At 34.2% G+C, this 12,859-nt stretch carries 10 protein-coding genes, 1 tRNA gene and 1 pseudogene; 6 read left to right on the plus strand and 6 right to left on the minus strand.

Annotated elements, in window-relative coordinates:
* Positions 1 to 167 precede the first annotated feature (167 nt).
* Positions 168 to 1,124 (minus strand): IS5 family transposase, encoded by a 957-nt coding sequence (locus tag OOK97_RS05445; protein ID WP_264705118.1) that lies wholly within the window; start codon positions 1,122 to 1,124, stop codon positions 168 to 170.
* A 33-nt stretch (positions 1,125 to 1,157) separates the two neighbouring features.
* On the opposite strand from OOK97_RS05445, the gene OOK97_RS05450 reads away from it, so the two are divergent.
* Entirely contained in the window at positions 1,158 to 1,382 is a 225-nt protein-coding gene (locus OOK97_RS05450; RefSeq protein WP_077190065.1) for a WPE palindromic element domain-containing protein, read from the plus strand.
* Here OOK97_RS05450 and OOK97_RS05455 read toward each other — a convergent pair.
* A complete protein-coding gene (locus tag OOK97_RS05455; RefSeq protein WP_264705119.1) occupies positions 1,374 to 2,873 on the minus strand; it encodes a hypothetical protein in 1,500 nt (499 codons plus the stop codon). The two genes, OOK97_RS05450 and OOK97_RS05455, sit on opposite strands and share 9 nt — an antisense overlap.
* A 699-nt stretch (positions 2,874 to 3,572) precedes the next feature.
* Here OOK97_RS05455 and OOK97_RS07635 point away from each other — a divergent pair.
* Together OOK97_RS07635 and OOK97_RS05465 are read left to right on the plus strand one after the other, a co-directional pair.
* Positions 3,573 to 3,686: pseudogene (locus tag OOK97_RS07635) on the plus strand (IS110 family transposase); the annotation flags it as partial.
* Positions 3,687 to 3,955: 269 nt separating this feature from the next.
* Complete coding sequence (locus tag OOK97_RS05465) at positions 3,956 to 5,302, plus strand: IS110 family RNA-guided transposase (RefSeq protein WP_264705004.1); 1,347 nt, start codon at positions 3,956 to 3,958, stop codon at positions 5,300 to 5,302.
* Here OOK97_RS05465 and OOK97_RS05470 read toward each other — a convergent pair.
* Positions 5,299 to 6,198, minus strand: a complete 900-nt coding sequence (locus tag OOK97_RS05470) for a collagenase (RefSeq protein ID WP_264705121.1) — start codon at positions 6,196 to 6,198, stop codon at positions 5,299 to 5,301. The two genes, OOK97_RS05465 and OOK97_RS05470, sit on opposite strands and share 4 nt — an antisense overlap.
* Positions 6,199 to 6,448: 250 nt before the next feature.
* Here OOK97_RS05470 and OOK97_RS05475 point away from each other — a divergent pair.
* The 3 genes from OOK97_RS05475 (at position 6,449) to OOK97_RS05485 (ending at position 9,317) form a co-directional block, all read left to right on the plus strand.
* Positions 6,449 to 6,521, plus strand: a tRNA-Val gene (locus OOK97_RS05475).
* Positions 6,522 to 6,547: 26 nt separating this feature from the next.
* Complete coding sequence (locus tag OOK97_RS05480) at positions 6,548 to 7,444, plus strand: cation diffusion facilitator family transporter (protein ID WP_077188352.1); 897 nt, start codon at positions 6,548 to 6,550, stop codon at positions 7,442 to 7,444.
* Between the two features lie 52 nt (positions 7,445 to 7,496).
* Complete coding sequence (locus OOK97_RS05485; RefSeq protein WP_264705122.1) at positions 7,497 to 9,317, plus strand: hypothetical protein; 1,821 nt, start codon at positions 7,497 to 7,499, stop codon at positions 9,315 to 9,317.
* On the opposite strand, the gene plsY is transcribed toward OOK97_RS05485, so the two are convergent.
* The 3 genes from plsY to OOK97_RS05500 form a co-directional block, all read right to left on the minus strand.
* Positions 9,312 to 9,884 carry a glycerol-3-phosphate 1-O-acyltransferase PlsY gene (gene plsY / locus OOK97_RS05490; protein WP_007548744.1) on the minus strand — a complete coding sequence of 191 codons (573 nt, stop codon included), beginning with the start codon at positions 9,882 to 9,884 and terminating at the stop codon, positions 9,312 to 9,314. The two genes, OOK97_RS05485 and plsY, sit on opposite strands and share 6 nt — an antisense overlap.
* Before the next feature lie 147 nt (positions 9,885 to 10,031).
* A complete protein-coding gene (locus OOK97_RS05495; RefSeq protein WP_077188354.1) occupies positions 10,032 to 11,498 on the minus strand; it encodes an alanine/glycine:cation symporter family protein in 1,467 nt (488 codons plus the stop codon).
* A gap of 1 nt (position 11,499) precedes the next feature.
* The gene (locus OOK97_RS05500; protein ID WP_264705123.1) at positions 11,500 to 12,843 is read right to left on the minus strand and encodes an alanine/glycine:cation symporter family protein; all 1,344 of its coding nucleotides are present in this window, start codon (positions 12,841 to 12,843) and stop codon (positions 11,500 to 11,502) included.
* Between the last annotated feature and the right edge of the window lie 16 nt (positions 12,844 to 12,859).

Consider the following 12,859-nt stretch of genomic DNA (forward strand, 5'->3'; position numbering starts at 1 on the left):
GACAAATTCGTCATTCCGCTACTTGTTAGCGGAATCTATGCCGCGAATGAATCCACAACTGTACGAACATTGTGATTTTGGCCCATAAGGAGGGTGTCATCCCAGTGCCCAAACACTGGGATGGCTTTGTTGCATCACACTTTATGAGATGGTGATTTATGGTAAATTCATGTAACTATCTCAAATTTAGCCATACCAATATCAGTGAATTTATTAAGCAAATAGCATTTGATTAGCAGTTCTTTTTCTCGATTTATCTCAGATTTATTCCTAAAACTAAATCCGAATATTTGCTTTAATCTTGAGAAAAACCCTTCAATATAAGATCTTTTCCCATAATTTACTTCTTTTTTCCATTCTTTCATGCCATCTTCACCGTATAATTTTATTAACCTAATAGCAGCATTCCTGTCAGACATATAATCTATTTCTGGATGTTCTGCCGCATTGTTTATTGGTGGAATTTTTGTCTTTATATCATATTTGTTACACAACTTATAAAACTTGTGCCTATCACATGCTCTATCTGCATATAGTGCTTTTATGGCATGCTGAAAATCAACTTCTTTTAGCAAATCACAAGCTCCATAGTGATCAGAGTAGACACCGTTACTGTATTTTACAGCTATGGCTTTTTTGCTGTTTGTATTCAACATTACATGCAATTTTCTTGTCTGTTCATAGCTGCGATACTTTCTATCTTCGCTATTTTCTTTGCTATGACCAGGAGTGTTGTTGTATATACTAATTCCTGTACTGTCTATAGCAATTTCGATATCTTCCATATTATTTTTATCAATTCTGCAATCATTTATCTTAATATTAAGTTTCTTAAACCTTCTTGATGCTTGTGAATAGCTGATAACTGCCAAATCTCTTCCTATTTGTTGCAAATACCCTTTTATAAACCCGACTGTTTGTCTTAAACCAATTCTAAAGAAACTGACGATTATATGCACCAAAATCACAACTTTATCACTATAAATATAGTTGCCGCCCTGCATTTTTGGACAATTCTCGTACCAATTTTCTATGGCGTCATTGATATAACAAAAAATGCTTCCTCTTTCTTGGAGAAATTTGTTATATTCATGGCAGTTACTGACTCTCATTTTTTGTGGCATATTTTTTCTTCAACAGTTAAATGGCTATTTATAATGAATTTTGTCAGTAACTGCCAGTTCTTTTCACTTGAGCGATGCAACAAAGCCCACTGGGATCCAGAAAAATTGATTGTGCACTATACAACATTTTCGATTAAAAGCTGGATTCCAGTGTCAAGCACTGGAATGACATCACAGGGGCACTGGAATTTTTGTTTCAATATTTGTACATTAGCCATGCATCTGAACAGATACTGTAAATTAGCTATATTACATTAGCCCATCAGATGAGTTGTAATGGTTATAATTGTCTGATAAGTGATCTCTAACATCGTGACCTAACTCATTGGCATCAGGCTTAACTTCGTGATCTAACTCATTAGCATCGAGCTTAAACAAAGAAGGATTATCATCAGATTGTTGATTAGACTCTTTCTCTTTCGACCCAAATAACCATGAAAAGAGTGATGAGATAGAATCAATAATGGATTTAATTGCTGAAAAAATATTGGATAAGAAATTACTGGGTTGCTGAGTGTCTTGCTGGTTACTTTTTTCTTCTTCTACATTACTTTGTTCTACTTCATTTGATTCTTCCACCTCTTCTTCAGGGTTACTTCTGCTTATAAATGTCTTATCTAGCTGCTTGAATATATTTTTGTCGGAGTTTTGAAAATACATTTGACTTATCTCCTTATTTTCATCAACGTGAATCGATAAAACTGTATTCTCATTCCCCAATCCATCACATTCACTAACGAGCGATTCATGAGAGTTCTTAATGTCTTTGATAAGTTGAAATTTTTCATCTTCTGAAAAGTCCACTTCTGAAAAGTCCTCGTATCTTACGTTATAAGTGGTGCCTTTGTATTTAAAACTAAATATCCATCCATTGTCTTGATATTCATCTAGTCCAGAATTCTTGACACGTTGTATAATTTGAAATTTCTCTGCTTCTGAAAGATCTTTGCGGTATATACTACCAGTTGTGTCCTTATATTTAAATTGAAACATCCATCCACGGTCTTTATATTCATCTACACCCATCTGCTTGCAAATAGCTTTATAATTTTTTTCTTCTACCTCTCGTCCAACAACATTTGCTATGAGTTCAGTATCCAGAATATTCAAAGTTCGGACTGTTGCTGATGGTGAAAAACGTAATTGAAATATGTGACCTAGCTCATGACCTAGAACAAAATCCATGGCACTTTGCTTATATGTCAGAATATTCTGATAATCTGTTACTCCTCGTGTAATATATCCTGGACCACCGTCTTCATCTATGCCGAGAAGATTGTTATACTTTATATAATCGCTTCTATTATTGAAAATGTAAACCTTTATATCTTTAATTATGCTACTATCTTTGAAGCAAAACTTTTCTTTAAATGCCTCATAGGCAGTTTTAATGTCTGTTTCTATTTGGTTTTGTTCCTGCTCAGATAAGTTGTCGTATTTTATAGTACAATTTATATACCCGTATTTAACGGTAAAGCTGTTAGACAAAATATCATGTATATTTGTGGAAAAATAATTGAACTGCTTTGACTCGGCTTCCTTATACAATTGATGCCCATATTTATCACTAGAATACTTTGGTAGTTTAGGTACTTTGGCAATTAAGTTTTTGTTACTATCAAAAAAAGAAATGTCTGTATTACCAATTTCACAATTTTGTATAGATTGCCCGCAAGTGCCATCATTTGCACAATCGTGATGATTTGGGTCAGTCTTCTTATAAAACCATGCATTAGTGTATTTTCCCATTTTGATACCTCACTACCAAACCTTACTATATTATTATCTTGGTAAAAATCATAATAATTCGTTAACTTGTATTTTAAATCTGTATCAAATGTGCTTTTCTCGTAAGGTATCAATTGTGAAGTAATTAACTTTATTTGTTTAAAATTTTGCTAAAATAGCTCTTTTTATACTATGTTTTATATAGCTAAACTGACTTAGATTTACTGACAATTTGAAAAACAAAAATTCGTCATCCGCTACTATAGTATTTTCTAAAACGAATGATAAACATCTAAAATGGTATTACCAACTAAAAGGTGTAAGTCTGTACATTGATGCATTAGAGGTCTGAGGCGACTTTTGATGGTGTGCCAACAATGCTCTATCGGATTTAGATCTTACTATTACCCACAAATATAAATGTTTGTTGCATAGCTCTTAATGGCATAACTTGTGCTTGAAATAACTGTTTATATGGTGCAATTTACAGCTTTTAGTTGCTAAAATTATAACTCTTAGTTTAATAATTTTAATCTAATAAGCTTTCAGGTTAATAAAATTAAATTATTTGAATAAATACAATACTATGTTTTTATTTGTGGGTAATAGTAAGGCTTAAAGCAAAATGTAGTACGAACGGTAGGTGGATCTAAAAGATCGAATTACAATCCTGTATACAGCATTTTGCATTATTGTTTGATGATATTTATAGGTACAAAAATGGCTAGAATAATTTTCATGGGAGTAGATGTTTCCAAGGAAGCATTGGACATCTCAATTAATGGCAAGCATAAGCGCATAGCAAACGTGAGTGATGCTATATCTAAGTTTATAGCACCGAACAGAAAAATCTGTCAAACCAGGAAGAAACTCTCCAATTTAAGTTTTAGTAGTTTTTAAGTACAATTGTACAGGAGGTGCTTTTGCAGTTATAACCGAATGTTTCACTGGTGCCATAAGTGCCCGTTTTATAGCATGGTTTTGGGAGGAACGTTCGAACCATTGATGGAGCCATATTTTATGACTACCTCGTTTAGGAGATTGTATAATCTTAACCATTCCCAAGCTGAAGCGCTTCGTTATTATAAATTATAGGAGCTACCATGAAAAAAGCAAAAAGTAAATTAGAGATAATGAATCCTAACGCAGCAGGAATAGATATCGGTTCATCTGTGCATTATGTATGTATACCTGAAGAAAGAGATGAACAACGTGTACAAAAGTTTAGCTGCTTCACAGAAGATCTTCACAATATAGCAAAGTGGTTAAAGAAGTGTAAAGTTACTACAGTAGCTATGGAGTCAACAGGAGTATATTGGATTCCTTTGTTCCAAGTACTTGAATCGTATGGATTCGAAGTAAAACTGGCAAATGCAAGGCATGTAAAAAATGTACCTGGGAGAAAATCAGACGTCCAGGATTGCCAATGGCTACAACAACTACACAGTTATGGGTTAATCCAAGGATCGTTTAGGCCAGATGATCAAATGTGCATATTGCGTAGTTATGTTCGGCAACGTAAAAATCTTACAGAAAGTGCGACTACACACATTAATAGGATGCAAAAGGCGTTAGTACAAATGAATATTCAGTTACATAAAGTAATAAGCCATATAACAGGTGTCACTGGAATGCAAATTATTAAGGCTATAATCGAAGGTGAAAGAAATCCTAATAAATTAGCTGAATTAAGGGATGTGCGAATAAAGAGTGATAAATCGGCTATTGCCAAAGCACTAACAGGTGACTACAGAGAGGAACATTTATTTGCATTACAGCAGGAATTTGAACTATACAATGTTTATCAGGAAAAAATAGCAGAGTGTGACAAAAATATTGAAAACCACTATAAGACATTTGAAGCAAAATCTGACGAGAGTAGAGAGTTAAGCAAGGAAAGAAGTAAGTATCGAAAAGATAAGCTAAACTTTGCCTTGCGTGAAGAATTGTATCGAGTAACCGGTATAGATTTTACTAAAATTCCTGGATTTGATGTACTAACTGTACAAGCTATTATTTCGGAAGTTGGTATTAACTACAGTAAATGGCAATCAGAAAAGCATTTTACTTCATGGTTGGGGCTAAGTCCTGCTAATAAGATTACAGGGGAAAAAGTATTTAGGACAAGAACTCGTGAGGTTATCAATCGTGCTGCGAATGCATTTCGAATGGCTGCTTATGCCGTGGGAAAAAGTAAGAGTGCATTGGGTGCATATTATAGAAGATTAAAAAAGCAACTGGGATCCCCAAAAGCAATTACTGCTACAGCAAGGAAATTAGCGTGTATCTTCTATCAAATGTTGAGATACGGACAAGAGTATGTGGAAAAAGGAATGAACTATTACGAAACACGTTACAAAGAGAGAGTCGTGAAAAATTTGATCAAAAAGGCACGGGTTTTTGGTTATATCTTGGTGCAACAGGAAGAGCTAATTGAGGGAGTTTCTTAGGAGTAGGATACGTTTTTAATTTCTCCACCCACTATTTCTTGACCAATTGCTATGAAATCTCCTTTTGTAACTTGCAAAGCGTTGAGATGTTCCATTGCAGTTTCTGTATCATTCTCAGCAAGCCAACTTTTGAAGTCAGTATCGTGTCCTTTTATGTCTTTCAAGAAACTTTTTGACTCATCTGAGTTACCTTGACGTAAAGCATCTAGGTAGTCTCTTAATAAACTAGGATCTTTTTCCTGTAAGTACATTATCAACGCATGACCTGTTTTATAAACCAAGCTATTTGCTTCGCTGTCCTTTGAGTATTCTAAACTTAAAATTTTATCTAAATCCAAATTTGCAGCTTCAGTTTTGTCGATACTTGATCCTTGAGAATTGAATTTATGATCTGAATGATGCTCAAAGTAGTCTGCAATTCCTTCCATTAATACTGTAGGTAAAGATTTGCCTCCTGTAGCCAAGTAAGTTAAACCATGTGCAAATTCATGCTGAAGGTTATGAACGCCACCTTGCTGGTAGACGTACATTTCAGCAAAAACGTCAGCTTTCCCTTTGTAGTAACATTTACCACCTTCGTCTCCAAGGTAAGAACCGAAACGCTCGCTTCCGCCAAGGTGAGTGTAATCATCCTTGTCATCAAACATGTAAATTTTAAATGTTTGTTCTGAACTGCCGCGTTCTAACTCGAATGCGTTTTTAAAATTAGTAGCTGTTTCTCTTATCTCACTTTCAATGTTAGCAATTTTACTTGCTCTTAAATTGTGAGAATAAACCTCTACTTTAATATTTAAATCTTCAACTTCTATAACATGTGGCGAATTAAACCCTTTGCCGTTATTGTTGAAATATTCTGCTTTAGTTATATTTTTATTTACTTGTTGACTAATTGTCATAATTTTAACCTCTAATTTGCTGATCTTTCAATATCAAGCATAAAGTAATTTCCCTAAAAAAAACGTAAATCCCTGTATTAATATAATTTATATCTTAATAAATAAAGTATAGATAGTTAACTTAATATGTAAAATTTAGAATATGGCTGAAATTCTATACAGCTATATTCCGGAATCACATTGGACAAGGACAAAAGCAAAGTGGTTTATTGACTTTCATTCCACCAAAGCACTATACTAAAACCACGATGGGTAATTAGCTCAGTTGGTAGAGCACTTGCTTGACGTGCAAGCGGTCGCTGGTTCGAACCCAGTGTTACCCACGTTTTTGTTTATGAAAAGATTTTATATGACAGCAGTGCATAACGGTAAACACTCAGCAGCGCAGTCCAAGCGCTTAATCTATTCCATAATAATAGTTGCAATAACAATGTTTATGGAAATAGTAGGTGGAATAATTTCACATTCGCTTGCTCTATTATCAGATGCAGGGCATATGCTCACTGACCTCTTTGCCTTGGTTTTAAGCTGGTTAGCACATAGGTTTTCAGCTAAGAAATCCGATTTGCAGAGATCATACGGATATCATCGGTTGCAGATAATTGCAGCATTTGTTAATGGTTTAACTCTATTCCTCATTGCAGTAATCATTATAATTGAGTCAATAAAGAGGTTTATTTTTCCAGTCAATGTTGAGTGGAAAGTAATGTTAGTAATTGCTACACTTGGCCTGATCTCTAATATCATAGTCTTTTTTATATTGCATAGTAAATGCGAGAGCAATATAAACATAAAAAGTGCTGTACTACACGTTATAGGAGATATTTTAGGTTCTGTAGCTGCTATACTTGCATCCATAATTATCATGTTTACTGGATGGCAAATGGTGGATCCGATTTTATCGGTATTTGTCAGTGTAATCATTTTGAATAGTGGCTACAAAATTCTAAAGAATTCTTGCCACATACTTCTTGAAGGTACACCTGAAGGGATATCTACTGAGGAAATAAAAAGTAAGATCACATCAGAATTACCTGAAGTGATAGATGTGCACCACATACATGCATGGTCACTGTCTGATAATTATTTTATAATTACCATGCATGCCAAAGTAAAGCAAGATGCACAACACACTGATATTTTGTATGAGATAAAAAAAATACTACTAAATAGGTTCGAGATAGCACACTCTACAGTCGAGATCGAATACGATGAGTGTGCGGATAATAAAATACTTAAACATTGACGTTTTAAATTATTATGCTATTACTAGAGTGTAATGATGTCAAAGGTAGGCTATGATAGGCATTTCTCAAATACAATTTCCTTCAAAGGAATCTAGCAAGCTAAAGTTTGTTAGTTATTTTGCAACTTTTGTTTCTTTAAGCATTATCACTAATCCCGTTAATGTTCTTTTTTCTCTTGGTACTATATTCTTCAGGTCTGAAATTAAAACTCTTTATATCTACAAAGAAATAAAAACGGCAAAACAGCAAAAAATGAGCAAAAGGGAATATTGGGAAATATTTTTTAAGAACAATACAATCAAGGTAGCAGCCTTCCTCTTGTTTTCTGCTTTCATAACATATCTAACTTTCACTACCACTTTCTTGCTTATTTCGTTACTGGGAACTATACCACTTACAATGCTATTAATTTTATTGCAGAGTGAACTAAGGCCAAAAGATTTTAACCCATTTACGCTGCTTAAAGCTTCTATAAATTTCTTTTTGGAAGGTATAAAAGAGAATTTACGTGGTATGGTTAATAGTTTTGATGTTAAGCTTGAACATTTACTGCCCCATCAATTAAATGATGATATCATTAAAAATATTGATAAATTAAAAGATAAGTATGGTGAAAAAGTATCCGAAGACGTTATTAATGATAGAGAATTTAAGCAATTTATTGAATATATAAATGATTTAAATGAACTTAATTATCGTCAATTTAGTGATGAGGATAAAGGAAGGGTAATTACATTTTTAAATGACTTTTGCAAAGATGATCAAAAGTATAGCTCCCGCTTTACAGGTGGACGGATTTTACTTTTAGTTCTGAAAGCCTGCAATGATGGAGACAGAGAAGCTGTAAAAAATAAAAAAGACGCGTTAATTACAAATTTGCTTGATAGCCAAACTTTCTCTAGAAAAGAGCGAATTCCTAACACTTGCTTCACCGGTATTATCTATAGAATGTTAAGCACGCTAGAGGGTATTCATCCTGATCCAGAAATTAGATTTACTCCTCCTAGGCAAATATTACTTCCAGGAGCACAAAATGAAGCACGTAAGTTCATGTTAGACAGGTTAAAAAACAAGAAAAACAATAAAGAAATTTTTAAGGCTTGGTATAACGTTCAAAATGGTTATGAAGATGATGAAAGTCAAAAAATAGTTGATGATTTTATTTCAGAAGTAAGTATTCCTTTAATGAGAAAATTATTGAGTATTACTTCTCAATATAGTGAACAAATTGTGCTGACGTTAATGAAAAATATTAGCTCTATAAAGTTAAATAAATTACAATGTTGTGAGCTGGTTCAGCACATGAGAAATAAACTGCAGGAGCATGGTTTAGGTGACCAAGAAAGTTTACTCGAAAACATCGGAAAAAAAGTATTCTTAGAGCTATTAAATCGAGATCTACTCGAGACAGATTTTTCTCTCAAGGATTCATCTTTGGATGGAGCTAAAAGAATAGCTAACAAAATAATAATAGGAGAAGTTGAGAAATTTAGGTCAGAAGCTGCTGAAAAGGCTAGGGAAGTTAACTCTATAGAAGTTCAAGTGGATGTTACATTGCGGGGTCTGTCAACCTTGCCGCGAGAAAAGAAGTGTTGCATTGCATATAGCAGACTAAGTGGCCAGTATGAAGGTGATGAGAGAGAGATAATGGAGAACATCTTACTAAAAAAATTAGAGATAACTAAAAAAGAAATGAATAAGATGCTAGAAGAGAATGATATACGTAAACTAAAATTAGCACTTGATGATGCATGTAAGAAAAGTGGAAAAAACATGGAAGAAATGATAAAAGAAGTAGAAGAAGTAGTCTCAAGTCGTTTCTCGCATGAAGTATCTGTTAGTAATATAGCAACAGAGTCAGCACACTTATAAAAATTTATTTTCCTTACCTTGCAGAAGATTCACAATATTTCTATGGTGTTTTAGGAAGACCAGTGCTCCTATAATTAGTAATGTTAAGAACAAATTCCTCTGAAAAAAAAAGGACCATGCTACAGCCGTTGAAGTAGCACTGAGTGAAGCAAGGGAAGAGTATCTAAAGGCAAGAAAGACTATTATCCAAATTATTACGAATACTAAAGTAATATCAATGTTAAATGCTATCAGTATCCCTAGAGTGGTTGCAACGCCCTTTCCTCCACTGAATTTTAGCCAAATAGGAAACATGTGTCCTAAAACTGCTAAAATTGCAGATACATATATATAAAAATCGTTATTATCACAAAATTGTTGTGCTATATAAACGGCAATAAATCCCTTAAAGGAATCCAGAAATAATGCCAAAGCAGCAAGAAATTTATTTCCCGTCCTTGCAACGTTTGTAGCACCAATGTTTCCTGAACCTACTTCTCTTAAGTTTATCCCTTTTATTCTTGTAATAATTAAGCTAAACGGTATTGAACCGAGTATGTAGGATAGTGTAAGGACTATAACTAACACAGGTAAAATTTACTGATTAATAATCGCAAAATTTCGTCATCCCGCTGCTTGTTAGCGGGATCTATGCTGAGATACCGCGAATAAATCGCGGTATGACGTAGGGAAATCTTACTTATTATAGCTATACCTCTCCGCATATGCCAAAATTTAATTGATTTTATTATTCCTCAGCCTTTTTAGGTAGCACTGAACTTCCTCGTTAATCTGATTACTAAACAGTATAAGCGCTGTCATGTTGATAAGAGCTAAACAAGAGAATAAAGTTCCGCCAATATTAGCAATAGCCATTATGTCTTTAGAAAGGCCAGAGAAAAACGCCACAATTATTACCGCTATGCGATATATCACTATACTTTTTGCACCAAACAAATATAACCACCCCATTTCACAACAATATACAAATGAAATTACCGAAGAAAATGCAAACAAAGGTGCAGCTATGGTTAAAAGTATAGGAAACCATGGAGAAACTGTCTCAAATGCCTTTTGAGTAATTAATATCCCTTCACCAACACTAGTCTGGTATGCACCTGTTATTACTATTGTTATTCCTGTTAAACAGCAAATTAACATTGTGTCAAAGCATGGTTCTATCATAGCAACAAGCCCAGTTCTTACTGGTTCTTCATCTTTAGTTGTTGCATGAGTAATTGAAGCAGAACCAACACCCGCTTCGCTGGCAAAGATTGCCCTTTGAATTCCAGCAACAAATGCTCCTACCATCCCTCCACCAACAGCATTGAAATCTATCATAGTGGAAAATAATATTTTTAACGTATAACCAAGGTTATGAATATTAAATGCAATAATAATAATACAACTAAAGATATATATAAGTGACATAATAGGCACTAGTGCAGAAGATACTCTAGCTATCCTTTTAATTCCGCCAATAATCACTAGAGCAAGCAGCGCAGAGATTATGGAAGAAAGAAACCAAGAGTGACCATCTACCCAACTTGAATAGCCAGATAATATTGAAACCATTTGATTGGTTTGAAACGCTACACTTCCACCAAGACCTGATAATACAAAGAATACTGCATACATGGCAGCCAGCACAATACCAAGTTTTTTAAATCCAAATTCCTCCAGACCATTCCTTATATACTGAAAGGGACCACTAAACAATTGGTCCTGATCTTCTGTTCTATGTCTAAACGCCAACGTTACCTCAGCAAATTTTGCTGACATACCAAAAAAACCTGTAATCATCATCCAAGGCACCGCTCCTGGCCCTCCCATTGAAACTGCAATTGCGACTCCAGCAACAGTTCCAAGACCTACTGTGCTTGAAAGTGCAGTCATAAATGCCTGAAAATGCGTAATATGACCATCATGGTGATTCGTGTCATATTTTCCACATAAAATAGCAAATGCATGCTTAAACATTCTTATGTTGAGAAATCCAAACCGTAATGTTAGAAACACATAACCAAAAACTAGTAGAAGGATTATAAATGGCACGTAAAGGATCTTGAAAAACAGTACTTCATTCATGAAATTATTTATTCCGTTCAACACAGCGTCATAACTTTCGTAAAAACCTGAAGCAGCGTACACATCATTAAACAATAGGCAAAATAACACCATACAAAGCAATCTATAAATCATGTTAATACCCTTTAGAATTGTAATAAGAATCTATTGTATTCAAAACTTCCCTTCTTAGTAGATATATTGCAACAGCATTTGGAATCATAAGGCACATAAACAAACTGTCACCTAGATAAGATATAAATTCTATATTCTTTGACATACAGCTGATATACACTGAAACCACTATAAGAATTTGGAACGGTATCAGTATTTTTTTACTACCAAATAAATACAGCAAAGCAACTTCACAGTAGTAACAATAAGCTATTATTGTGGAAAATGCAAAGGAAAACATCATTAGCGGAAAAACTAACTTGCTGAACAAGGGCAAAGCTGTTGAAAATATCGAACTAATTAGTGTAATATCACCCACGTTATCAGTGCTATGCATACCAGTGATAATTATCACAATACCAGTCAAAAATGAGATTAATATTGTGTCTATAAGTGGTGCAATCATTGCAACGCACCCAACTTTAATTGGATCTTCTTCTTTTACAGCTGAATGTGCTATAGCTGCTGTTCCGGTACCTGCTTCGTTAGCAAACACTGATCTTCTCACTCCGGCTATTAATCCGCTCAATACTCCGCTTCCTATAGCTGATTTATTGAAGATATCTTGGAATATTATGGATAGAGCATTCAGCAAATTACTTCCGTTTACATAAATTAAATATATACACATACCCACATATAGCACTATCATAATTGGTGCTAAGCTCGTTGAAACGAAAGCAATGCGCTTTATTCCTCCCAATATTACAATAAAGACAAGCAGGGATATAATAATGGATGCGTTGTATTCTAGGAGGTTATTTGATAGTGCTGCTATTTGATTTGCTTGAAATGGTATACCGCCCAAAATCATTGCAATAAGTAGCATAATCGCATAAGTGAAGGCAAGAAATCTACCAGTTTTTGCAAATCCAATTTTTGCAAGCCCGTACTTCATGTAATAAAAAGCCCCGCCAGTTGTATTTTCAGAGCGATAAGTAAATGCAAGCACCACCTCGGCAAACTTTATCGACATACCAAGTATTCCGGTAATTACCATCCAAAAAACTGCACTTGGGCCCCCTATTGTGATAGCTATTGCAACTCCTGATATTGTTCCAAGACCAACTGTTCCTGAAATTACTGTTGCAAACGCTTGAATATGAGTGATTATGCCATTGTTGCTGTTATTACACTTTAGATTGAATAGCGTCTGTATTCCATATTTAAGTAACCTAAAGTTAATGAATTTGAACTGGGCAGTACAAAAGATTCCAGTTGCAATTACCCAAATAATTATAAATGGAATGTTGAATATCTTTATATACAGAAATGAATTTGATAGTTCACTTATCTTCAAAATCATGCAGTTTTCTATTTTT

Source organism: Wolbachia endosymbiont (group A) of Gymnosoma rotundatum, from assembly GCF_947250765.1.
Taxonomy (GTDB): domain Bacteria; phylum Pseudomonadota; class Alphaproteobacteria; order Rickettsiales; family Anaplasmataceae; genus Wolbachia; species Wolbachia pipientis.